This is a genomic window from Arthrobacter sp. N1, from assembly GCF_048288285.1.
GTDB lineage: Bacteria > Actinomycetota > Actinomycetes > Actinomycetales > Micrococcaceae > Arthrobacter_D.
Map to the genome: position 1 here is coordinate 3,005,932 of NZ_CP102608.1, position 21,808 is coordinate 3,027,739.

The 21,808-nt window shown below is 69.7% G+C and carries 21 protein-coding genes; 5 read left to right on the top strand and 16 right to left on the bottom strand.

What is annotated here, in order from left to right; genetic code table 11:
• Positions 1-32 precede the first annotated feature (32 nt).
• The 7 genes from paaE to NVV32_RS14000 form a co-directional block, all read right to left on the bottom strand.
• Entirely contained in the window at positions 33-1,163 is a 1,131-nt protein-coding gene (paaE, locus tag NVV32_RS13970; RefSeq protein WP_422390560.1) for a 1,2-phenylacetyl-CoA epoxidase subunit PaaE, read from the bottom strand.
• Positions 1,163-1,672, bottom strand: coding sequence for a 1,2-phenylacetyl-CoA epoxidase subunit PaaD (gene paaD / locus NVV32_RS13975; protein WP_422390561.1), 510 nt, complete (start codon positions 1,670-1,672; stop codon positions 1,163-1,165). The genes paaE and paaD overlap by 1 nt, the downstream gene beginning before the upstream one ends.
• Positions 1,669-2,493 carry a 1,2-phenylacetyl-CoA epoxidase subunit PaaC gene (gene paaC / locus NVV32_RS13980; RefSeq protein ID WP_055767624.1) on the bottom strand — a complete coding sequence of 275 codons (825 nt, stop codon included), beginning with the start codon at positions 2,491-2,493 and terminating at the stop codon, positions 1,669-1,671. Before paaC ends, paaD begins: the two co-directional genes overlap by 4 nt.
• Positions 2,490-2,837, bottom strand: a complete 348-nt coding sequence (gene paaB / locus NVV32_RS13985) for a 1,2-phenylacetyl-CoA epoxidase subunit PaaB (RefSeq protein WP_055767621.1) — start codon at positions 2,835-2,837, stop codon at positions 2,490-2,492. Before paaB ends, paaC begins: the two co-directional genes overlap by 4 nt.
• On the bottom strand, positions 2,838-3,818 hold the full coding sequence (gene paaA, locus NVV32_RS13990) for a 1,2-phenylacetyl-CoA epoxidase subunit PaaA (protein ID WP_055767618.1): 981 nt from the start codon (positions 3,816-3,818) through the stop codon (positions 2,838-2,840).
• 79 nt (positions 3,819-3,897) lie between these two features.
• Positions 3,898-4,302: an STAS/SEC14 domain-containing protein gene (locus NVV32_RS13995; protein WP_422390562.1), complete on the bottom strand. Its 405-nt coding sequence runs from the start codon at positions 4,300-4,302 to the stop codon at positions 3,898-3,900.
• Positions 4,303-4,416: 114 nt separating this feature from the next.
• Positions 4,417-4,860, bottom strand: coding sequence for a hypothetical protein (locus NVV32_RS14000; protein WP_422390563.1), 444 nt, complete (start codon positions 4,858-4,860; stop codon positions 4,417-4,419).
• Between the two features lie 146 nt (positions 4,861-5,006).
• Between NVV32_RS14000 and NVV32_RS14005 the strand changes: the two genes are divergently transcribed.
• Both NVV32_RS14005 and NVV32_RS14010 read left to right on the top strand, forming a co-directional pair.
• Positions 5,007-5,621 (top strand): TetR/AcrR family transcriptional regulator, encoded by a 615-nt coding sequence (locus NVV32_RS14005; protein ID WP_055767609.1) that lies wholly within the window; start codon positions 5,007-5,009, stop codon positions 5,619-5,621.
• Between the two features lie 371 nt (positions 5,622-5,992).
• On the top strand, positions 5,993-6,802 hold the full coding sequence (locus NVV32_RS14010; RefSeq protein WP_422390564.1) for a type IV toxin-antitoxin system AbiEi family antitoxin domain-containing protein: 810 nt from the start codon (positions 5,993-5,995) through the stop codon (positions 6,800-6,802).
• Between the two features lie 125 nt (positions 6,803-6,927).
• Here NVV32_RS14010 and paaZ read toward each other — a convergent pair whose 3' ends face one another.
• The 4 genes from paaZ to NVV32_RS14030 are packed head-to-tail and all read right to left on the bottom strand — an operon-like array spanning position 6,928 to position 11,904.
• The gene (gene paaZ, locus NVV32_RS14015; protein WP_422390565.1) at positions 6,928-9,015 is read right to left on the bottom strand and encodes a phenylacetic acid degradation bifunctional protein PaaZ; all 2,088 of its coding nucleotides are present in this window, start codon (positions 9,013-9,015) and stop codon (positions 6,928-6,930) included.
• Complete coding sequence (locus NVV32_RS14020; protein ID WP_422390566.1) at positions 9,012-9,950, bottom strand: 3-hydroxyacyl-CoA dehydrogenase family protein; 939 nt, start codon at positions 9,948-9,950, stop codon at positions 9,012-9,014. The genes paaZ and NVV32_RS14020 overlap by 4 nt, the downstream gene beginning before the upstream one ends.
• Positions 9,950-10,696, bottom strand: coding sequence for an enoyl-CoA hydratase/isomerase family protein (locus NVV32_RS14025; protein WP_055767599.1), 747 nt, complete (start codon positions 10,694-10,696; stop codon positions 9,950-9,952). The genes NVV32_RS14020 and NVV32_RS14025 overlap by 1 nt, the downstream gene beginning before the upstream one ends.
• Positions 10,696-11,904: a thiolase family protein gene (locus NVV32_RS14030; protein ID WP_422390567.1), complete on the bottom strand. Its 1,209-nt coding sequence runs from the start codon at positions 11,902-11,904 to the stop codon at positions 10,696-10,698. The genes NVV32_RS14025 and NVV32_RS14030 overlap by 1 nt, the downstream gene beginning before the upstream one ends.
• 186 nt (positions 11,905-12,090) lie before the next feature.
• Here NVV32_RS14030 and NVV32_RS14035 point away from each other — a divergent pair, with 186 nt between their 5' ends.
• A complete protein-coding gene (locus NVV32_RS14035) occupies positions 12,091-14,286 on the top strand; it encodes a S9 family peptidase (protein WP_422390568.1) in 2,196 nt (731 codons plus the stop codon).
• On the opposite strand, the gene NVV32_RS14040 is transcribed toward NVV32_RS14035, so the two are convergent.
• The 5 genes from NVV32_RS14040 to NVV32_RS14060 are packed head-to-tail and all read right to left on the bottom strand — an operon-like array spanning position 14,217 to position 19,955.
• Positions 14,217-15,296, bottom strand: a complete 1,080-nt coding sequence (locus NVV32_RS14040) for a LacI family DNA-binding transcriptional regulator (RefSeq protein ID WP_422390569.1) — start codon at positions 15,294-15,296, stop codon at positions 14,217-14,219. The genes NVV32_RS14035 and NVV32_RS14040 overlap by 70 nt on opposite strands.
• Positions 15,296-16,765 (bottom strand): GH1 family beta-glucosidase, encoded by a 1,470-nt coding sequence (locus tag NVV32_RS14045; RefSeq protein ID WP_422390570.1) that lies wholly within the window; start codon positions 16,763-16,765, stop codon positions 15,296-15,298. The genes NVV32_RS14040 and NVV32_RS14045 overlap by 1 nt, the downstream gene beginning before the upstream one ends.
• Positions 16,762-17,661: a carbohydrate ABC transporter permease gene (locus NVV32_RS14050; RefSeq protein ID WP_422390571.1), complete on the bottom strand. Its 900-nt coding sequence runs from the start codon at positions 17,659-17,661 to the stop codon at positions 16,762-16,764. The genes NVV32_RS14045 and NVV32_RS14050 overlap by 4 nt, the downstream gene beginning before the upstream one ends.
• Before the next feature lie 11 nt (positions 17,662-17,672).
• A complete protein-coding gene (locus NVV32_RS14055; protein ID WP_055767580.1) occupies positions 17,673-18,659 on the bottom strand; it encodes a carbohydrate ABC transporter permease in 987 nt (328 codons plus the stop codon).
• 3 nt (positions 18,660-18,662) lie between these two features.
• The gene (locus tag NVV32_RS14060) at positions 18,663-19,955 is read right to left on the bottom strand and encodes an ABC transporter substrate-binding protein (protein WP_422390572.1); all 1,293 of its coding nucleotides are present in this window, start codon (positions 19,953-19,955) and stop codon (positions 18,663-18,665) included.
• A 529-nt stretch (positions 19,956-20,484) separates the two neighbouring features.
• Here NVV32_RS14060 and NVV32_RS14065 point away from each other — a divergent pair.
• Complete coding sequence (locus NVV32_RS14065; RefSeq protein WP_235498697.1) at positions 20,485-20,835, top strand: PaaI family thioesterase; 351 nt, start codon at positions 20,485-20,487, stop codon at positions 20,833-20,835.
• 20 nt (positions 20,836-20,855) lie between these two features.
• Positions 20,856-21,719: an SGNH/GDSL hydrolase family protein gene (locus tag NVV32_RS14070; protein ID WP_422390573.1), complete on the top strand. Its 864-nt coding sequence runs from the start codon at positions 20,856-20,858 to the stop codon at positions 21,717-21,719.
• Positions 21,720-21,808 lie beyond the last annotated feature (89 nt).

Below are 21,808 nucleotides of genomic sequence, written 5' to 3' on the forward strand. Positions count from 1 at the left end.
TGTGGTGTCCTGTGGTGCGGTCATCGCTGCTCCTAGGCGTCGTAGTCGACGGTGACGGTGTCGCTGGTGGGGTGGGCCTGGCACGTCAGCACGAAGCCCTTCGCCACCTCGTCGGGCTCCAGCGCGTAGTTCTCGGTCATCTCCACGGTGCCCTCGACCACCTTCGCGCGGCACGTGCCGCAGACACCACCGGCGCATGCGAAGGGGACGTCGGGCCGCACCCGCAGGGCGGCGTTCAGGATGGACTCCCGCGCATGGGTGGGACTCTGCACGGATCCCTGGAGGCCGTCGAGGTTGAAGGAGATCGTGTAGTTCTCGCCGCTCTCCGCGGGCGCGACCGGGCGCCCGATGCTCCCCTCCGGACGTGTGGGCTCACCCGTCGTGAACAGCTCGAAGCGGATCCTCTCAGCGGGGACGCCTCGCTCCGCGAGCGCATCCCGGCAGAGCTGCACCAGCTCGAAGGGCCCGCAGAGGAACCACTCGTCCACCCGCTCGGCGGCCAGGACCGTCCCGAGGAGCTTCTCCAGCTTCTCGGCGTCGATCCGGCCGGACAGCAGCGGCGAGATGCGCTGCTCCCGGGACAGGACATGGTGCAGCGCGAACCGCGCGGGGTAGCGGTCCTTGAGGTCGGCGAGTTCCTCGAGGAACATCACGTCCATCGCCGCCCGGTTCGCGTAGATGAGGTCGAAGCGCGCATTGGGGCTGCCGGCGAGCATCGACCGAGCGATGGAGATCACCGGCGTGATGCCTGATCCCGCCGCGACGGCGACGAGAGCGACAGCCTGGTCGCCCGGCGTCGTACGCGGGGTGAACTGTCCCAGCGGACTCATGACGTCGAGGGTGTCCCCCGCCGCGAGCGACTCGTTGGCCCACGTCGAGAACACTCCGCCGAGGTCCCGCTTGACGGCCACGCGGAGCTCACCGGGGCGGGGATCGGCACAGATCGAATAGCTGCGCCGGACCTCCTTGGGCTCCCCGTCGACGTCGAGCGTCGCCCGGAGCGCCACGTACTGGCCGGGAAGGTAGTCGTACTTCTCCTGGAGCTCGGCGGGAACGTCGAGGGTGACCTCGACCGCGTCCTCGGTGAGGCGGCGCACCTCGCGGACCGTGAGCGTGTTGAAGGCACTCCGCCGCTGGGTGGAGGGGGCGAGGACGACGGCCATCAGTGCACCTTGAAGTAGTCGAAGGGTTCCCGGCAGTCGTTGCAGACGTACAGGGCCTTGCAGGAGGTCGAGCCGAAGCGCGTCATCTCGCGGGTGTTGAGCGACGAGCACTGCGGACACTTGACGCTGAGCCCGATCCGGACCGGACCGGCGGCGGCCTTCCCCGTGGGCGGGGCGATGCCGTAGTCCACGAGTTTCGCCTTGCCGTCGTCGCTCATCCAGTCCGTGGTCCAGGCGGGCGAGAGGACCAGGCGCACGGCGACGTCGTCGTACCCCGCTCCCCTGAGGGCCTCGGTGACGTCGTCGCGGATGGCGTCCATGGCGGGGCAGCCCGAGTACGTCGGCGTGATGGTCACGAGGACCTGCCCGGTCTCCGCGACGTGGGCGTCGCGGAGGATCCCGAGGTCCTCGATCGTGAGGACCGGGATCTCGGGGTCGCAGACCGTCGCGGCGATGTCCCACGCCGCGGCGTCCACGGCGGACGAGGGCCGCAGATCGGTGACGGTCACCACGACGCTCCGGGGTACTCCCTCGCGAGCACCTGGAGTTCGGCGAGGATGTAGCCGAGATGTTCGCTGTGCCGTCCGAGGCGCCCGCCGCCCACGGATCCGGGCACCTGCGGCACGTCCAGATCGGCCTCGGCGAGGACCGCCTGCACCGCCGCGTCGAACGGCGCACGAAGACTGCTCGGGCGGACACCGGCATCACCGAGCTCGTCGACGAGTGGATGATCGGTGAAGAGTTCCTCGACGTACGGCCAGGTCAGCTTGAGACCGGCGATCATCCTGCGGCGCGACTCCTCGGTGCCCTGACCGAGGCGCAGGATCCACTGGATGCTGTGGTCCCGGTGGTAGTCCACCTCCTTGACCGCCTTCGCGGCGATCGCGGCGAGGGTGGGATCGCTGGAATCCACCAGCCGCGAGTAGAGCTCCCACTGGTAGAGGGCGACGACGAACTGCCGCGCGATGGTGCGGGCGAAGTCCCCGTTGGGCTGCTCGACGAGATGGACCGAGCGGAACTCGGGCTCCCGGCGGAAGTAGGCGAGATCGTCCTCGGTCTTGTCCCACGCCCGTCCCGCATAGGTGAGGAAGGACCGGGCGTGGCCGATCTGATCGAGCGCGATGTTGGCGAGCGCCACGTCCTCCTCGAGTTCGGGCGCGCGGGAGATCCACCAGCCGAGCCGCTGCGCGAGGATCAGGGCGTCGTCGCCCAGCCACAGCGCGTACTGCCCGACGGCGTCCGAGGGCTTCGCCTCGAGCAGCGCGATATCCTCCGGCCGCAGGGCGTTGCCCGGGGTGATGCGGGTCGCGCTGGCGTTGGCCTCGCTCACAGGTGCTTCACTCCCTCGCTCTTGGTGTAGTACGTCGCGTGCCGGTAATCCTTGCCCTGGGGGGATTCGAAGAACTGGTCCTTCGCGTCGGGGTCGCTGGTGATGATCGCCGTCGCCGGGACCACCCACAGGCTCACGCCCTCGTTGCGCCGCGTGTAGAGGTCACGCGCGTTCCGCACGGCCATCTCGGCGTCGGGCGCGTGGAGCGACCCGGCGTGGACGTGGGAGAGCCCGCGCGACGACCGCACGAACACTTCCCAGAGCGGCCAGGCCGCACGCGGTTCCCGCGGACCCGACGACGGTGCCTTCGCGCCGTCGTCGCCCGTGGTCGACCCGCCCGTCACCTACGCCGCCTGCGCGGTCTTGAGGACCTGCTTCTCGGCGTAGGCCGCAGCGGCTTCGCGCACCCAGGCGCCGTCCTCGTGGGCTTCGCGGCGCCGCTCCATGCGCTGGGCGTTGCAGGGTCCACGGCCCGCGAGGACCTCCTTGAACTCGTTCCAGTCCAAGGGCCCGTGCTGCCAGCGGCCGGTCTCCTCGTCGAAGCGCACGTCCTGGTCGGGCAGGTCGAGCCCGAGAACCTTGATCTGCTCGACCATCATGCCGACGAAGCGCGAGCGCAGCTCGTCGTTCGAGAAGCGCTTGATGTTCCACTCCATGGACTTCTGCGAGTTGGGCGAGTCCTCGTCCGGCGGACCGAACATCATCAGGGACGGCGCGTACCAGCGGTTCACGGCGTCCTGCGCCATCTGCTTCTGCGCCTCGGTGCCGTTGGCGAGTTCGAGCAGGATCTCGAAGCCCTGGCGCTGGTGGAAGGACTCCTCCTTGCAGATGCGCACCATCGCGCGGCCGTACGGGCCGTAGGACGCACGGCACAGGGGCACCTGGTTGCAGATGGCCGCACCGTCGACGAGCCAGCCGATCGCACCTATGTCGGCCCAGGTGAGGACGGGGTAGTTGAAGATGCTCGAGTAGCGCGCCTTGCCGGCGATCAGGTCCTCGGTCATCTGGTCACGGGGCGTTCCGAGGGTCTCGGCCGCGGAATAGAGATAGAGCCCGTGGCCGGCTTCATCCTGCACCTTGGCCATGAGGACGGCCTTGCGCTTGAGGGACGGCGCGCGCGTGATCCAGTTGGCCTCGGGCTGCATGCCGATGATCTCGGAGTGCGCATGCTGGGAGATCTGGCGCGTCAGCGACTTGCGGTAGTCGGCCGGCATCCAGTCACGGGGCTCGATGCGTGAGTCCTGGGCGATCAGCTCGTCGAATCGGCGCTCACCGGCCGCGTCGTGGTCCTCGCGGCTCCGCGGATCAATCGCTGTCGTCGTCATCGTGCTACCTCGCTCGTCTGGACGTATGCGGCGTATTTACCGACCGTTCGTTCAGTATAGGGAGCAGGGCGTTGAGCAGTCAACGGAACGACGGGTCGCCGGACGGGATCTGCCGGTCAGCGAGACGTTCCTCCAGCCAGGCGAGCGCCAGGGAGACGGACGTGAAGTACCGGGTGGGATGCACCGCCCTGCATGCTCCCGCAGCCAGCACCTCGTCCATCGGCCCGTCGCCCAGCAGGGCGGCCGCGACCACGAGCGACTCCCCGTTGAAGGCCGCCCGCGCATCGGAGCGGACGTCGACCGTCGTCGTCATGTCGACCAGGATGGCGTAGGGCCCGCCGGAGGACATGATCCTGCTCGCGGCGAGCACCGAGAGCGCGTCGTCGTGATCGATGTGCGTCCCCGGACTCCAGGAGAGGCGCTGCAGACCGGGCGCGATCAAGGAGACTGTCGCTCGGCCGCTCGCCGCCACCACACTGTTCATCGGCTTCCTCGCAGAATGCCGCCCTGGCGCCCCGGGGACGTCCGGGTCCGTTGCAGCGTTGCACGTGTGCCGAACCTATCACCCGTCAGGAAGCGGCGTAAGGGAGGCGCGAGCTCAGACGGTGTGCGCGAGACCGTCGACGGCCACCGCGTCGAGGATGGCGCGCAGTGCACGCAGTGGCTCCGTTTCGGCCGCTCGGCCGGAGAGCTGCACGTGCATCCAGTGCGCAAGGCGCTTCTCGCCCGCCGTCGCCGGCGCCACGAAGGACGGCAACCGGCCCTCCTCCTCGACGAATTCGGCCACACTGGCCACCCTGAGCCACGCCGTGCCGGTGCGGGGACTGCCGATCTCGTCCGCCGTGAGCAATCCCGCCTGCTGCAGGATCTCCCGGCGGGCGGGCCCCATCCGTCCGGCGCGCACCGACTTCCGCTGCTCGTCGAGCCACAGGGCCAGCCGGTGCTCCCCGGCAATGGCGGATCGGGTCGAGGGCTCGCGGCCTTCGGCGTCCATGAAGGCGGTCAGGGCGTGGAGACGGAGGTCCCAGGAGGTGGTCGGCACGGTGAGCGCCCTTTCACGGGTGGTGCGGTGGTATCGACAGTAAGGCTACTACTCTCTAGGCAAACTAAGGATTGTGTTCGATTGTGACGCCGTGGCCCGCCGTCCCGCCCGCTCTCCCGACCGAACGGTCGTGCAAAAATGACCCTATGACTGCTGCCGGAGCCGCTCCGCTCCCCACTGCCCGCCGGGGACGTCCCGGGTACGACCAGCAGTCGGTCCTCGCCGTCGCCGTCACGGCCTTCAACCGCCACGGCTACGAGGCGACCTCCATGGGCATGCTCGCCGAGGAACTCGGCATCAGCAAGTCGGCGATCTACCACCACGTGCCGTCGAAGGGCGACCTCCTCCGGCTCGCGCTCGACCACGCGCTCGGCGGGCTGGAGGCCGTGCTCGAGGACAGCCGCGCGGGCACCGGCGCCGCGGACGCCCGCCTGGAATTCGTGCTCCGTGGCACCATCGCCGTCCTGACGGAGCGCCTCCCCTTCGTCACGCTCCTGCTGCGGCTCCGCGGCAACACGGAGGTGGAGCGGGAAGCCCTCGACCGGCGCCGGAGATTCGACCGTGAGATCGCCGCGCTCGTCGACGCCGCCCGCCACGAGGGCTCCATCCGCGACGACATCGACCCGCGGACCACGACGCGCCTCATCTTCGGGACCATCAACTCGATCGTGGAGTGGTACCGACCCGGAGGACCGCTCACCGCGGACAAGCTGGCCGACGACATCATCCTCATGGTCTTCGACGGCCTGCACCGGCGCTGACCGGGCTGCTCCCCGGCGTCGGCTGGCCTCCCACCCACCAGCATGCAGGGGCGAACGTGCGAAGACTTCCATCGCTGAGGGGTTCCGAGGGGGATCGCCGCGTCGTCGACATCGTGCCTCGGGCTCGCGTCTCGGGCTCGACTCCCCCTCCGCATTCATACCGACTGCGCCCCGGGCCGCCGATGCCCGTACCGAACCGCCCGACGACGTGAGCTCTTCCTACCGACCGTTGCCGGTCAGTGGGAATGGGCACTCCTTCCCACCGACGGAAGCCGGTGAATGGGCTGGCGCGTCACCGCAACGGGGCCATGGCGTCGTCCACAGAGGGACACACGGCACCCTGGATCCCGACGGACCGTCACAGTGGTCCCATGACTGTCGTTCACCTGCTTTCCGAGCTGGGTGGGGTGGCCCGGCTGCCGGAGCTCGTGGCAGCCGGCACGGGGAGGGCCGCCATCGCGAAGGCGTGCGAGCGGGGTCAGGTCCTCCGGGTTGCCCGCGGCATCTATGCGCTTCCGGACCATGATCCCGTGGTCGTGGCCGCGCTCCAGCTGGGCACCGAACTCGCCTCCGTCAGTGCGGCGCAGCACCGCGGGCTCTGGATCCTCCGACGACCCGGGCTGATGCATGTCGCCACGGACCACGGGCGGCCGATCGACACTGCCGGCTTGCGCGTCCATCGGGCGGCACGCCCCGTGACGGACCTCGTCGTGTGCCTGCAGGTGATGCGGTGCCTGCCGGAACTCGATGCCCTGTCCATCGTCGAATCAGCAGTCGTCCGGGGTTCCGTCACGCTCGATGACCTGCGGGAGCACGTCGTCGGGCACAGGTCCGGCACCCTGCGCCGGATCGTGGCGCTGATCGATCCGCAGGCCGAGTCGATCCTCGAGACGGTTGCGAGGTATCGCCTGCTCGAGGCCGGGTTCCACGTCGCATCGCAGGTGCAGGTGTCCGGCGTCGGTCGTCCCGACCTCGTTGTCGATGGAGTCCTGGGGATCGAGGCCGACGGGCGCGAGTACCACAGTGACCGGCCCGCCTTCGAGGAGGACCGTCGCCGGGGGAATCTGCTGACTGCACGGGGCATGCCCGTGCCGCGCGTCACCTGGCCCCTGCTGCAGAACGATCCGGACACCTTCATTCGACTCGTCAGGGCGGCCCTCGAGGTGCACTCTGCCCAGTGACCGCGGTCGGTCGGTGGGCAGAAGCGTCTCCTCCCACTGACCGGCCTCGGTCAGTGGGAGGAACGCCGACCGACGGCCCCGGAGTGGGCGGAACGGCAGCCCCGAACCGGGACCAGCAGCTACGGCTACTTCTGCACGAGGGTCAGGACGTCGTAGGTCGCCACGATCTCGTCGTCCTGGTTGTGCAGCACGGCGTCCCAGGCCACCTCGCCGTACTCGTCGGTCTCCCGCGGCGTGATGCGCTTGGCCGTCAGCGTGACCCGGATGGAATCACCCGCGGCGACCGGCGTGATGAAGCGCAGATTCTCCAGGCCGTAGTTGGCGAGGACGGGCCCGGGCTCGGGATCGACGAACAGGCCGGCGCCCCAGGAGAGCAGCAGGTAGCCGTGCGCCACGATGCCGGGGAAGAACGGGTTGGCGGCAGCGGCCTCCTCGTTGGTGTGCGCGTAGAAGGTGTCGCCCGTCGTCTCGGCGAACGCGGTGATGTCCGCCAGCGTCACCTGCCGCAGTTCGGACCGGACGCTGTCGCCGATCCGCAGCGCCGCGAGGTCCTTGCGGAACGGGTGGACGTCGTCGAAGCGGCGGTCAGCTCCCGTGTGCCACTCGCCCGTGATGCTCGTGAGCATGTTCGGGGAGCCCTGGACCGCGGTGCGCTGCATGTGGTGCAGCACCGAGCGCATCCCGCCGAGCTCCTCGCCGCCGCCGGCCCGGCCGGGCCCACCGTGCACCAGGTGCGGGACGGGCGAGCCGTGCCCGGTCGAGGAGCGGGCGTCCTCGCGGTTCAGGATGAGCACGCGGCCGTGGTGCGCCGCGATGCCGAGGACCAGTTGCTGCGCCACGGCGGGGTCGTTGGTGCAGACCGTGGCGACGAGCGAACCGGATCCGAGGGCCGCGAGGCGGACGGCGTGCTGGACGTCGTCGTACCCGATCACCGACGCGACGGGGCCGAAGGCCTCGACCGAGTGGAGCGCCCCGGCTTCGACGTCCTGCCAGGTGAGCAGCACCGGTTCCATGAACGCCCCGCCCGGCGCCTTGCCGGAGGTGTTGTCGGCGAGCACGACGTCGGGCGCGTCCAGCGACCCGAACGCCAGGGACGCGCCGCCCGCGATCAGTTCGCGCACGGATTCCTGCACCCCCTCGAGCTGGGCGAGGGAGGCGAGTGCGCCCATCGTGACGCCCTCGGCGCGTGGGTCCCCGAGGGTCACACGCTCCCGGATCCGATCGCCGGCAGCCCGGACGACGTCCTCGACCAGCGCGTCCGGCACGATGGACCGCCGGATGCTCGTGCACTTCTGGCCGGCCTTGACCGTGATCTCCGTGACGAGCGACTTCACGAAGGCGTCGAACTCGGGGGTGCCGGGGACGGCGTCGGGTCCGAGGATGGCCGCGTTGAGGGAGTCCGTCTCGCACGTGAACCGGACACCGCCGCGCGCGATGGATGCATGCGACTTGAGGTGGTTCGCCGTCGAGGCCGAACCGGTGAAGGACACGAGGTCGCGGTAGTCGAGGTGGTCGAGGATGTCGCGGGCGGGACCGGAGATCAGCTGCAGCGCGCCCGTCGGCAGGATCGCCGAGCCGATGATGAGCTTCACGACGGCGGCGGTCAGGAACCCGGTGGGCGTGGCGGGCTTCACGATGGTCGGGACGCCGGCGAGGAACGCGGGGGCGAGCTTCTCGAGCATTCCCCACACCGGGAAGTTGAAGGCGTTGATCTGCACGGCGACGCCCGGGATCCGCGTGTGGATGTGCGTCCCGAGGAAGGAGCCGTCCTTCGAGAGCACCTCGGGCGGGCCGTCGACGATCACGTGCGAGTTCGGCAGCTCGCGGCGGCCCTTCGAGCCGAACGTGAAGAGCACGCCGATGCCGCCGTCGATGTCCACCATCGAGTCGATCCTCGTGGCGCCGGTCTTCGCGGACAGCTCGTACAGCGGTTCGCGGTGGGCATTGAGGTACTGGGCGAGCTCCTTGAGCTTCAGTGCGCGCTCGTGGAAGGTGAGGCGACCGAGTTCGGCCTGCCCCGTGGCCCGCGCGAATTCGATCGCCGCGGCGGTGTCGATCCCGGCCGTGCTGACGACGGCGAGCTCCTCGCCCGTGCTGGCGTCGCGCACCACGGTGCCGTCGTCGTCCGCGGCGGTGCGGTCGGGCGTCCACCAGGCGTCCTCGATGAAGCTGGGGACGACGTCGATCTGTACTCGTTCCGGGGCGGTGGTCATGGCCGCTCACCTTTCGCTGGTTGTGCCGAGGGAGGAGGGGAGTCGGAGGACGACGGCGCATCCTCCCAGTCGAAGAAGCCGCGGCCGCTCTTGCGTCCGAGGTGCCCCGCGGCGACCTTGTCGCGCAGGATGGCCGGCGGGGTGAAACGGGGGCCGAGTGTGGACTCGAGGTATTCGGCGATGCCGAGGCGGACGTCGAGGCCCACGAGGTCCGTGGTGCGCAGCGGCCCGACCGGATGCCGGTACCCGAGGACCATCGCGGCGTCGATGTCCTCCGCCGACGCGACGCCCTCCTCGAGCATGCGCATGGCCTCCAGGGCGATCGCGACGCCGAGACGCGAACTGGCGAAACCGGGGGTGTCCCGCACGACGACGGGCACCTTGCCGAGCGCGGTCACCCAGGTCCGCGTGGCGGCTTCGAGCTCCGGGGAGGTCTGGCTGCCGACGACCACCTCGATCAGCGCGGAGGCGGGGACGGGGTTGAAGAAGTGGAGGCCGCAGAACCGCTCCGGCCGCCGCAGGGCGCCGGCCAGTGCATCGACCGAGAGCGACGACGTGTTGGTGGCGAGCCAGGCGCCGCCGTCGATCACGTCCTCGACGGCCCGCAGTGCGTGCCGCTTGAGGTCCAGGTCCTCGGGAACCGCCTCGACGACGAGCCCGCAGTCCGTGAAGGCGGCGTAGTCCGTGGAGACCGAGACGCGGGCGGACAGGGTTCCGAGGTCCTCCGGGGTCGTCCCGCGGTCGACGCTGCGCCCGAGGGCCTGTGTCACGCGGTCGAGCCCGGCCGCGGCTGCGGCGTCGTCACGCTCGACGACGACGACGCGCGCGCCCGCGAGGCAGAAGGCGTGCGCGATCCCCGCGCCCATGCGGCCACCGCCGAGCACGCCGACCCAGGTGGGGACACCGGCGACCGAGGGGACGTCGAGGGAGGTCATCAGGAACCCTTCTTCCGGTCGAGGAACTGCTGCATGCGCTCGAACTTGGCCTCGGATTCGAAGAGGATGGCCTGCGCCAAGTGATCGATCACGGGATGCGACTCCCGGGGGGCGTGGAAGACGCTCTTGGTGATCCGGACGGCGAGGGGATCCTGGCGGGCGATCCGGTCCGCGAGTCCGTGGGCTGCTGGCAGGAGTTCGTCCGGCTCGTGGATCGAGGAGATGAGGCGTGCGTCGAGGGCCTCCTCCGCGGAGAGGATGCGCCCTGCGAGGAGGATCTCCTTCGCGAGCGGCTCCCCCACGAGCTCCTTCAGGCGCCAGGTGGCTCCAGCTGCGGGCAGGATGCCGAGGCCCGTCTCGGGGTTCCCGATCTTCAGGCGCGGTGTGCCGATGCGGAGATCGGCGGCGAAGGCCAGTTCCGCACCGCCGCCGAGCGCATAGCCGTCGAGGGCGGCGATGACGGGCATCGGCAGGGCCGCGATGCGGGCGAACAGGGTCGAGTTGATGCCGGCGAGAGCGTCGTCGCGCCGCCGTTCCCTCAGCTCGGCGATGTCGGCGCCCGAGGCGAACACGCCGCCGGACCCGATCAGGATCAGCGTGCGCGGAGCGCGCTCGAGGTCCGCGCAGACGGCATGCAGCTCATCGACCATCTGCCGGTCGATGGCGTTGCGGACCTCGGGCCGGTGGAGTTCGACGACCAGGGCGTTCGAGCCCTCGTCTTCGGTGAGCTGCAGCGCGGCGGGCATCAGACGCCCTCGAGCAGCATCGCGGTGCCCTGGCCGACGCCCACGCACATGGTTGCGAGCCCGAGCCGGCGCGCCTCCCCGCCGAGTTCCCGCTCCATGCGCCCCAGCAGGGTGATCGCGATGCGGGAGCCCGAGGAGCCGAGCGGGTGGCCGAGGGCGATCGCCCCGCCGTCCCGGTTCACGATCTCCTCGTCGAGGCCGAGGCGGCGGATGCATGCGAGGGACTGCGTGGCGAAGGCCTCGTTGAGTTCGACGGCGCCGAGATCGGCGATGCCCGCTCCGGTCCGGTCCAGGACCTTCTGCGTGGCGGGGACGGGGCCGATCCCCATGATCTCCGGGGGCACACCGGCGGAGGCGCCGTCGAGGATCCGGGCCCGCGGCGTCAGCCCGTAGCGCTGCAGGGCCGCCTCCGAGGCGACGATCACGGCGGACGCGCCGTCGTTCAGCGAGCTGGAATTCCCGGCCGTGACGATCCCGCCCGGCCGGACGACGGGGCGGAGCTTCCCGAGGACCTCCAGGGTCGTCTCGGCGCGCGGTCCCTCGTCGGTGTCCACGGCGAAGGACGTGCGGCCCCGGTTGACCTGCACGGACACGATCTCGTCGTCGAAGCGCCCCGCCTCCATCGCGGCCAGCGCCCGCTCGTGGGACCGGAGCGCGAAGGCGTCGGCGTCGTCGCGCGTGATGCCGTCCAGCGAGGCGAGCTCCTCGGCCGTCTCGGGCATCGAATAGGTGGTCTTCTCCCGTGCGGCGAGCAGCGGATTGGTGAAGCGCCAGCCGATGGAGGTGTCGACGACGGCGCCCGGCTTGGCGAAAGCCTTGTCCGGCTTCTCCATGACCCAGGGCGCGCGGCTCATGGACTCGACGCCGCCCGCGATCACGATGTCCGCGGCACCCGCCTTGATCATGTGGGAGGCCATGATGATGGCGGAGAGGCCGGATGCGCACAGGCGGTTGACGGTGATGCCGGGGACGGTGTCCGGGAACCCTGCGAGCAGGGACGCGAGGCGCGCGACGTTGCGGTTCTCCTCGCCGGCGCCGTTCGCGTTGCCGAGGATCACCTCGTCGACGGCGGCCGGATCGAGGCCGGCACGCTGGACCACCGAGGAGAGGACGAGCGCCGCGAGATCGTCGGGGCGGACGCTGGACAGTGCCCCGCCGTAACGGCCCACGGGGGTGCGGACTCCCCCTACCAGGAATGCCTCGGCCATGGTCGTCTCCCTCGTCGTCACAGGTCCAGCCCCGTCGCTCGGAACGAATTACTGAACGCTCGTTCTGTAAAGGCCTGCTCCACCCTTACATGCCCGCCCTGCACGGTCAACCGGCGGCAACCCGAGCCGGGAGACCCGGCCCGGCGGGTCGACCCCCGCCGTGTGGGCAGTGGCAAGATGGGAGCCATGACCGCTGACGCCACCGCGCTTGAAGTCCCCGTCCCGCCCCCCGCCAGGAAGGTCCCCTCCGACCGCACGCACCACGGGGACACCTTCGTCGACCACTACGAGTGGATGCGCGACAAGGAGAGCCCGGAGCTGATCGAGTACCTCGAGCGCGAGAACGCCTACACCGAAGCCGTCGCCCGGCACCAGGAGCCGCTGCGCGAGGCCATCTTCACGGAGATCAAGGACCGCACCCAGGAGACCGATCTGTCGGTGCCCGCCCGCAAGAAGGGCTGGTGGTACTACTCGCGCACCGAGGAGGGCAAGCAGTACGGCATCCAGTGCCGCGTCGCCGCGGCGGACACGGGTGATGTGGGCCGTGACTGGACGCCGCCGGAGGTGGTGCCAGGGCGCCCCGTGCCCGGAGAGCAGATCATGCTCGACGGGAACGAGCTCGCCGAGGGCAAGCCCTTCTTCTCCCTCGGCGGCCTGTCCGTGACCGAGGACGGGACGCTGCTCGCGTACTGCGAGGACAACGCCGGCGACGAGCGCTTCACGCTCCGCATCAAGGACCTGACGACCGGCGAGCTCCTCCCCGACGAGGTGCCGAACGTCTTCTACGGCCTCGCCTTCTCCCCCGACGGATCCCGCGTCTACTACACCGTCGTCGATGACTCGTGGCGCCCGTACCAGGTGCGCTCGCACACCCTCGGCACCCCGGTGACGGATGACGACGTCGTCTACCAGGAGGACGACGTGGCCATGTGGACGGGCTTCGAGGTCTCGGCGGACCGCACGCAGCTCCTCATCAGCATCGGCTGCTCCGAGTACAGCGAGTACCGCGTCCTCGACCTCGCCCGGCCCGACACCGGCCTCACCACGCTGATCTCCCGCGACGAGCGGATCCTGTACGACGCCGAGCCCGTCGTCGTCGACGGCACCGCGCACTACCTGCTCACCCACGACCGCGACGCGAAGAACTCGATGGTCAGCCTCGTCCGGCCCACGGAGTTCGCCCGTCCGCTCGCGGACCAGGAGTGGACGACGGTCCTCCCGCACGACGACGCCGTCCGCGTGAACGGGTTGACCGTCACGCAGACCCACCTCGTCCTCTCGGTCCGCAAGGACACCATCGAGCGCGTCCAGGTCCTGCCGCTGGCAGGTCTCGGGTCGAGCGACCAGGAGCTGCCGACGGAACCCGACTTCGACGAGGAGCTGTTCACCTGCAACCTCGCGAACGCCGAGTTCGAATCCCCCGTCATCCGGCTCTCCTACACGTCCTACCTCACTCCGCCACGCGTCTACGACTACGTCCTCGCGGCCGGTTCACTGGAGTTGCGCAAGGAGACCGAGGTCCGTGGCGGGTACGACGCGGCGGAGTACGTCGCCGAGCGGCAGTGGGCTCCGGCCGCGGACGGCACCCTGATCCCGCTGTCGGTGGTCCGCCGCGCCGACCTCGCGCAGGACGGTACGCATCCCGCCGTCGTCTATGCCTACGGCAGCTACGAGGTCAGCATGGACCCCGCCTTCTTGATCGCGCGGCTCTCGCTCCTCGACCGCGGCATCGTCTACGTGACCGCGCACATCCGTGGGGGCGGCGAGATGGGCCGGACCTGGTACGAGCAGGGCAAGAAGCTCGCGAAGAAGAACACGTTCACGGACTTCGTCGATGCCACCACCTACATCGGCTCCTCGGGCTGGGTGGACCCTGCGCGCATCGCCGCGATCGGTGGTTCGGCGGGCGGACTGCTCATGGGTGCCGTCGCGAATCTGGCGCCCGAGAAGTACCGGGCGATCGTGGCGCAGGTCCCGTTCGTCGACGCCCTGACCACCATCCTCGACCCGGAGCTCCCGCTCTCCGCGCTCGAGTGGGAGGAGTGGGGCAACCCGATCACGGACCCCGAGGTGTACCGGTACATGAAGGAGTACACGCCCTACGAGAACGTCCGGCCCGTGGCCTACCCGCGGATCGCGGCCGTCACGAGCTACAACGACACCCGGGTCCTGTACGTCGAGCCGGCCAAGTGGGTGGCGCAGCTCAGGGAGACGACGACGGGCACGGAGCCGATCGTCCTGAAGACCGAGATGGACGGTGGCCACGGCGGCGCCAGCGGACGCTACTCCCGCTGGCGCGACATCGCGTGGGACTACGCCTTCGCCGCCGAGGCCGTCGGCGCCACGGATGTGCTGGCGCGTTCCACGAGCTCCGTGGAGTAGATGACGGGCTCCGGGTGCGAGCCCGGAGCCTCGATCTCCTCGAGGAGCATGGTGCCCGCCTTCACGGCCATCTCGACCATGGGCTGCGTGATGGTCGTGAGGGGCGTGGCGGCCGTCTCCGCCACGGCGTGGTTGTCGTAGCCCATGAGGGCGATGTCCCCCGGCACGCTCCTGCCCGCCGCCTGGATGGCCTCCATGACGCCGAGCGCCATGAGGTCGGACGCGGCGAAGATGCCGTCGATGTCCGGGTGCTCGGCCAGCAGCCGCCGGGCGGCAGCGGTGGCCCCGTCGGTCGTGAAGTCGGCGTGGACCACCGGACCCTCGGGCAGGCCCGCCTCGCGGAGGCCCGCCTGCCAGCCGCGGAGGCGGTCGACGGCGGCCGTCATGTCCGCGGGTCCGGCGACGGTCGCGAGCCGGCGGCGACCGATACCGCTCAGGTGCCGCGCGGCGATGCGCCCGCCGCCCTCGTTGTCGGTGTCCACATACGTGACGTCGAACGCCGTGTCCCAGGGGCGGCCGATGAAGATGGTGGGCAGGCCGGTCTCGGAGAGCGATCTCGCCCAGGAATCGGCCTTGTGGTGGGAGACGACGATCGCGCCGTCCACGTGGCCTCCGCGCAGGTAGCGCAGGGTGCGCGCGGAGTCGTCGTCGGTCCTCGACATCAGCAGCACGAGCTGGACGTCGGTCTCGCGGAGCGCCTCCGTGATCCCGGTGATGACGACGGCGAAGAAGGGGTCCATCATGACCCGGACGTCGGGTTCGGGGATGACCAGCGCGATCGAGGAGGTGCGCCGCGTCACCAGGCTGCGGGCAGCCCTGTTCGGGATGTAGCCGAGGGACACCACGGCGCGGTCCACGGCTGCCTGTGCCTCGGGGCTGACGCGGTCCCCTCCGTTGATCGCGCGCGAGGCCGTGGAGCGCGACACCCCGGCGGCCAGGGCCAGGTCCTCGAGCGTGGGGCTCGGGCGGCCTGGCACCTGGCGCAGTGACCGGGGCGGGGAGGCGTTCATCACCTCGACAATACGACACCCGGCTTTCCCGCGTCCGCGGCCGAGGCGTCGGCGCTCAGCGCGTTGGTCGCGGCGAGGCGCGCGTACCAGAGGGCGCTGGCCTTCGGGATACGCTCCTGGGTCGCGTAGTCCACCCGGACCAGACCGAAGCGCTGGTGGTAGCCCCACGCCCATTCGAAGTTGTCCAGGAGGGACCAGGCCAGGTAGCCCCGAAGGTCCACCCCGTCGTCGATCGCGTCCTTCATGGCCCGGACGTGCTGGTCGAAGAAGGAGAGTCGGTCCTGGTCGTCCACGAAACCACCCTCGTCCGGGACGTCGTCGTACGCCGCCCCGTTCTCGGTGATGTACACGGGGATCCCCGCAGGTCCCGTGTACTCGTCCTGCAGGCGGTTGAGCAGCCGGCGGAGTCCCTCCGGCTGCACCTCCCAGTCCATCGCGGTGACAGGCAGGCCGCGCGGCACCGAGCGCACGCCGTGTGCCGCGACGTAGGGCGAGGAGATCGGGCGTTCGAGCGGCGCATGGCCCTCCTGCGGGACGGACCCCCCGGCCGGCGTCATGGTGACGGCCTCGCCGTGGTAGTAGTTCACCCCGAGGACGTCGATCGGTGTGCCGATGATCTCCAGGTCGCCCTCCCGGATGTGCTCCGTCATCCCCAGGTGCGCGACGTCCGCGAGCACGTCCTCGGGGTAGGCGGCCCGGAGGACCGGATCGAGGAAGATGCGGTTGAACTGCCCGTCGATCCGGCGGGCCGCATCGCGGTCCGCCTCGCTCTCGGGATCGAGCGGGTCGGGGACGGTGAGGTTCAGCGTGATGCCGAGGGTCGCCTCGGCGTCACGCCGGCGCAGCTCCTGCGTGGCGAGTCCGTGCCCGAGCAGGAGGTGGTGCGCGGCGGCGAGCGCCGCCGTCGGCTCCTGGCGGCCGGGGGCATGGATGCCCGCGGCGTAGCCGAGGAAGGCCGCGCACCACGGCTCGTTGAGCGTGGTCCACACGCGGACGCGGTCCCCGAGCGCCTCGTGCATGACTGCCGCGTACTCGGCGAACCGGTGGGCCGTCTCGCGGTTGGTCCAGCCGCCCTCGTCCTCGAGGGCCTGCGGAAGGTCCCAGTGGTAGAGGGTGAGCCACGGCTTGATGCCCGCTTCGAGGAGCTGGTCCACGAGTGCCGAGTAGAACGCGATACCCTCCGCGTTCGGGGTGACGCCGTCGGGCATGCAGCGCGACCACGACGTCGAGAAACGGTACGCCTGCAGGTTGAGGCTCTTCATGAGGGTGACGTCCGAGACGGACCGGTGGTAGTGGTCGCACGCGACGTCGCCGTTGTGTGCATCCGCCACCGCCCCCGGCACCCGGCTGAAGGTGTCCCAGATGGACGGTCCCCTGCCGCCCTCCCGGGCTGCGCCCTCGATCTGGTAGGCCGCGGTGGCCGCACCCCAGAGGAAGCCCTCGGGGAAGGTGATGTCGGTGCTGCTCATCCTTTGACTGCTCCTTGCATGATTCCTGAAACGAGTTGGCGTCCCGCGACGGCGAAGAGGAGCAGCAGCGGGATGGTGGACAGCACGGCCCCGGCAAGCACGATCGAGTAGTCGACGAAGTGCGCAGCCTGGAGCAGCTGCAGGGCCACCGGGAGGGTGGGGTTGGAGGGATCCAGCACGATGAACGGCCAGAAGAAGTTGGTCCACGTCGCGACGAAGGTGAAGAGTGCGAGCATCGCGGCCGCGGGCCGTGCTGCCGGCAGCCCAACGTACCAGAACGCCTGGATCATCGACGCGCCGTCGATCCGCACGGCCTCGATGAGTTCGTCGGGCAGCGCGTCGCGCAGGTACTGCGTCATCCAGAAGACACCGAAAGCCGTGACGACGCCGGGCACGATCACGGCCCAGAGGGAGCCGGTCCACCCGAGTTTCGCCATCACGATGAACAGCGGGACCACGCCGAGCTGTGTCGGCACCGCCATGGTGGCGATGACGAACACGAGGAGGACCTTGCTGCCGCGGAAACGGAGTTTGGCGAACGCGAACCCGGCAAGCGTGGAGAACAGCACCACCGAGGCGGCCGTGACGGTGGAGACGATGATGCTGTTGCTCAGGGCCTTCCAGAACGGGATGCTGTCCAGCACGGTGGCGGCATTGGCGAGGAAGTTGCCGCCCGGAGTCAACGGGACGCCCTTGCTGATCACCGAGCTGTCGTGGCTGCCCACGAGGAAGGACCACCAGAGCGGGAACACGGATCCGAGGATCACCGCGCCGAGGAAGCCGTAGGTCAGGAAGCCGGGGCGTCGCATGGTCCCGCCGGCCCCTCCGCGGCGCCGGGCGCCCAGGCCACGCTGGGCGGCCCGGGCAGCGCCCTTGCCCGCGGTCTGCTCGATCATGGGGACGGAGCTCACTGTCGGCCTCCCTGGTTGGCGATGCGGCGGGTGATGAGGAAGTTCGCCATCGCGATGATGACGATGATCAGGAACAGCAGCCAGGCGACGGCGGATGCCCTCCCGAAGTTGCGCTGGCCCCAGCCGAGCTCCCAGATGTACATGGTGAGCGTCTGCCACTGGCGGTCCGCCCCGCCGAGGCCGGCCTGGTCGAACACCCGGGCCTCGTCGAAGATCTGGAGTCCACCGATGGTGGCGGTGATGACCACGAAGATGATGGTGGGGCGAAGCATCGGCACGGTGACCGAGAAGAACTGGCGGAGCCGGCCCGCACCGTCGATGGTCGCGGCCTCGTAGACGTCCCTCGGGATGGCCTGCATGGCCGCGAGGAAGATCAGGGCGTTGTAGCCCGTCCAGCGGAAGTTGACCATGGTGGCGATGGCCGCATGGCTCGCCAGCGAGTCGGAGTGCCAACGGACCGGGTCCAGGCCCACCCCCACCAACATCTCGTTGACCAGGCCTGCCTGGTCGGCGAAGAGGTTGTTGAAGATCAGCCCCACGGCCACAGGGGCCACCACGAAGGGAACCAGGACGCCCATCCGCCAGAACGTCCGGGCCCTGAGGTTCGCATCCAGCACCGCGGCGATGGCGATGGCGATGACGACCTGCGGGACCGACGAGAGGAGGAAGATGCTGAACGTATTGCCTACCGCGTTCCAGAAGAACGGCTGCGCGAGCACGAACTCGTAGTTCTCCAGCCCGGTGAACTCGCCCTGGCCTCCGATGAGGTTCCAGGAGTGCAGCGAGACCCATGCCGTGTAGAGCAGCGGGAAGAGCCCCGTGACGGCGAAGAGCAGGAAGAACGGTGAGATGTAGAGATACGGGGACAGCTTGACGTCCCACTTCGATACCTTCTGGGAGAAGGCCAGCCGCTTCACGCTCTTGTCGCGTGGAGCCCGCTGTCTCGTAGGGGGTGGGGTGTGGACCCGGTCCGTGACGGCCATCGGCTACAGAGCGCCCACAGCGGTGACGAACTTCTCCCAGGAGGAGTCGGGATCGTCGGTCTCGTCGACGTCCACGCGGGTCAGGGCCTGCTGCATCGCGTCGTTGATGGCGAAGTACTTCGGGCCCTTGAACGGCGTGACCTCGACGGCGGTGGCGCGGTTCGCGAGGATCTCGCCGGTCGGCGCGTCGTTGAAGAAGGCGTTGGTCTGGCCCAGCAGCGCGTCACTCTCGAGCGCCTCGACCTGGCTGGGGAACGTCCCCTTCGACTCGAAGGCCTTGACCTGCTGCTCGGGAGCCGTGAGCCACTCGGCGAGCTTCTTCGCCTCGGCCTGGTTGGCACCCTGCGTCGGGATAGTCAGGTACGAGCCGCCCCAGTTGCCGCCGCCACCGGGGAAGACATCAGCGATGTCCCAGCCCTCGACGCCTTCGGCGTTGCCCTCGATGACACCGAGCATCCAGCCCGGGCAGAGCTTGGTGGCGAAGGCGTCGGACTGGAAGCTCGCCACCCAGTCGTCCTCCCACTGCGTGAGGTGGGCCGAGAGTCCGTCGGTGACGGAGGCCTGGAGGACCTGCTCGTAGATGTCCTTGACCTCGGAGTTGTCGGTCGCGATGACCGCGCCCTCGTTGTCCTCGTAGGCGTTCTGGACCTGGTTGATCATGCCCTGGTAGGTGGCTCCGGCGGAGTCGAACCAGGCGACGCCGTCACTTGCGGCGACGAATTCCTTCCCGGCGTCGAAGTAGTCCTGCCAGGAGCCGTCGAGCATGTCCGCGACGGACTCGCGGTCGCTCGGCAGGCCGGCCTTCTCGAAGAGGTCCGCGCGGTAGCACACGCCCTGGGGGCCGGCGTCGGTGCCGTAGCCGATGAGCTGGCCGTCCTCGGTGGTCGCGGCCGCCGTCTTCCAGTCCAGCCAGCGGCCCTCGACAGCGGGATCGCTGAGGTCGGCGAACTGGTCGGGGTATTCGAGCAGTTCGGGCAGCCAGTCGACCTCGATGCCCTCGATGTCGGACAGGCCCGAGCCGGCGGCGAGCCTCGTGGTGAGGTTGTCGCGGGCCTCGTTGGAGGTCGCAGCCTTCTTGTGCTCGATCGTGACGTTCGGGTTGAGCTCCTCGTACTCGGTGAAGAGCTCCTCGTAGCCGAACTCGTTGAAGGTGCCGACCGAGAGGGTGACGTCCTCGGTGCCGGTCTCGCCTTCGGTTCCTGCGTTCTCGGTTCCGCCGGCTCCGCAGGCGGTGAGGGCCAGGGCGAGGCATGCCGCCGCGGCGGAAAGTGCTGTGATGCGTGCTCTGCTGTGCACGGGTGACTCCTTTGTCAGCTTCGACACCTGCGGGCGCAGGGCTGTCGAGGGGTTTCTTTGGGTGGACTTTCCTGGCGGCCGGACGGGTTCTCTCACCGCGATGGATGACGAACCGGGACCAGGACGGGGGTGGCGGCGGCGAGAACCGGGAGCACCCGGAACCCGCCGCCGGAGCGAGTGGATTCGCAGCCCGAGACGTCGGTTCCCGCCACGCTGATCAGGAGCGGTGGGAGCGCTCTCACGCTGTCAGATCATCCTGACTGTGACGTATGGCACTGTCAAGTGGGAGCGCTTCCACGGTGTGCGGAAGACTTCGAGAGCGCAGCATCGTCGCAGGTCAGGGGCGGGACATGATGGTCTTCGTGATGGGATCGTTACCGGAAGGACGCGATCGGGAACCCGAGGACTCCCCCGGGGAAGGGCTAGAGTTGCCGTCGACCGACCCCGTTCCACCGCCCCGGAGACCGCAGCCGTGACCCACGAATCCCCCGCACCCTGGACCATCACCCTCGGCGAGCTCGACGAGAAGATGGGCGTGCGGATCCTCGAGCAGTCCGTGGAACGCGTGGTCGCCACGATGCCTGTCGAGGGCAACCGTCAGTCCTTCGGACTGCTGCACGGCGGTGCTTCCCTGGCCGTCGGGGAGGCGGTCGGCTCCTGGGCCGCGGTCATCCATGCCTCCACCCTCGGCCGGACGGCCGTCGGTGTCGACGTGTCCGCGACCCATCACAGGAGTGCGCGCGAGGGCGTCATCACCATCACCGCGACCCCGATCCACCTGGGCCGGACCCTCACCACCCACGAGGTCCTGATCACCGATGCGGCAGGCGGGCGGCTGTGCACCCTGAGGATCACGAACCTCCTCCTCGACAAGCGCTGATCCGCGAGTACCGTTAGGCCATGACTCCCGCCGCGCGTGTCCTCCGTCAGCACTCCCTCAGGTTCGCCGTCCTCGCGACCGCAGCCTCCGCCCTCCTGGCCGGTGGTGCCGCCCCCGCGGCAGCAGCGCCCAAGCAGCCGCTCTCCTATGTCTCGCTCGGTGACTCCTACGCCTCCGGTTTCGGTGCCGGCTCCTACGTGAACGCGTGCGGCCAGTCACCCTTGGGCCTGCCCGGCATCCTGGACGGCAAGAAGCAGGTGCAGCTCGTCGCCGACGCCACCTGCGCAGGAGCCAAGGCCGCCACGGAGCCGGGTGGCGCCCTCGATCTCCCCGAGCAGGTGGCCCGGGTGGCGGCTGCAGGCGCGCTCTCCCCCGCCACCGACCTCGTCACCCTCTCGGCAGGCGGGAACGACGTCGGATTCGGCGAGATCGCCGGTGTGTGCGCCACGCAGTCGACGGCCGTCTGCGCCCAGGTGATCGCCGGCAAGAACGCGACAGCGCTGCCGGTGCTCGACCGGAACCTGGACACGCTCTTCGATTCCCTCGATGCGGCCGCGCCGAACGCGACGGTCGCCGTCACCGGGTACCCCCACCTGTTCTCGCCCGAGTTCGGCGTCCCGGTCATCCCGGTCGCCTCGCAGACGGCCTTCAACGCCGGGACGGATGCGCTCAATGCGGTCATCCGGAACCAGGCCGAGGCGCACGGGTACACCTTCGTGGACCTCGTGCAGAAGTTCGACGGTCACGGCCTCGGCTCCCCGTCGCCGTGGATCACCTTCCGCGCCGGTGCGGTGGACAATCTGCACCCGACGGCGGAGGGGTACAAGTCGGGGTACTTCCCCGCCGTTCGCAGCTCGGTCAACCTCGCCCAGCTGCAGCGCTGATCACCCCTTGCCGCTGGGCAGGTCCAGCAGCACCCGGTCCTGGCGGGCAGGGATCTCCCGTCGGGGACGAGCGGCTCCGCGGTCGTCGG

Excerpts from the sequence above, each read along its gene's own strand:
- paaE (WP_422390560.1), bottom strand. The coding sequence starts at position 1,163 with ATGGCCGTCGTCCTCGCCCCCTCCACCCAGCGGCGGAGTGCCTTCAAC.
- paaA (WP_055767618.1), bottom strand. The coding sequence starts at position 3,818 with ATGACGACGACAGCGATTGATCCGCGGAGCCGCGAGGACCACGACGCG.
- NVV32_RS13995 (WP_422390562.1), bottom strand. The coding sequence starts at position 4,302 with ATGAACAGTGTGGTGGCGGCGAGCGGCCGAGCGACAGTCTCCTTGATC.
- NVV32_RS14005 (WP_055767609.1), top strand. The coding sequence starts at position 5,007 with ATGACTGCTGCCGGAGCCGCTCCGCTCCCCACTGCCCGCCGGGGACGT.
- NVV32_RS14010 (WP_422390564.1), top strand. The coding sequence starts at position 5,993 with ATGACTGTCGTTCACCTGCTTTCCGAGCTGGGTGGGGTGGCCCGGCTG.
- paaZ (WP_422390565.1), bottom strand. The coding sequence starts at position 9,015 with ATGACCACCGCCCCGGAACGAGTACAGATCGACGTCGTCCCCAGCTTC.
- NVV32_RS14020 (WP_422390566.1), bottom strand. The coding sequence starts at position 9,950 with ATGACCTCCCTCGACGTCCCCTCGGTCGCCGGTGTCCCCACCTGGGTC.
- NVV32_RS14025 (WP_055767599.1), bottom strand. The coding sequence starts at position 10,696 with ATGCCCGCCGCGCTGCAGCTCACCGAAGACGAGGGCTCGAACGCCCTG.
- NVV32_RS14030 (WP_422390567.1), bottom strand. The coding sequence starts at position 11,904 with ATGGCCGAGGCATTCCTGGTAGGGGGAGTCCGCACCCCCGTGGGCCGT.
- NVV32_RS14035 (WP_422390568.1), top strand. The coding sequence starts at position 12,091 with ATGACCGCTGACGCCACCGCGCTTGAAGTCCCCGTCCCGCCCCCCGCC.
- NVV32_RS14040 (WP_422390569.1), bottom strand. The coding sequence starts at position 15,296 with ATGAACGCCTCCCCGCCCCGGTCACTGCGCCAGGTGCCAGGCCGCCCG.
- NVV32_RS14045 (WP_422390570.1), bottom strand. The coding sequence starts at position 16,765 with ATGAGCAGCACCGACATCACCTTCCCCGAGGGCTTCCTCTGGGGTGCG.
- NVV32_RS14050 (WP_422390571.1), bottom strand. The coding sequence starts at position 17,661 with ATGATCGAGCAGACCGCGGGCAAGGGCGCTGCCCGGGCCGCCCAGCGT.
- NVV32_RS14055 (WP_055767580.1), bottom strand. The coding sequence starts at position 18,659 with ATGGCCGTCACGGACCGGGTCCACACCCCACCCCCTACGAGACAGCGG.
- NVV32_RS14065 (WP_235498697.1), top strand. The coding sequence starts at position 20,485 with ATGGGCGTGCGGATCCTCGAGCAGTCCGTGGAACGCGTGGTCGCCACG.
- NVV32_RS14070 (WP_422390573.1), top strand. The coding sequence starts at position 20,856 with ATGACTCCCGCCGCGCGTGTCCTCCGTCAGCACTCCCTCAGGTTCGCC.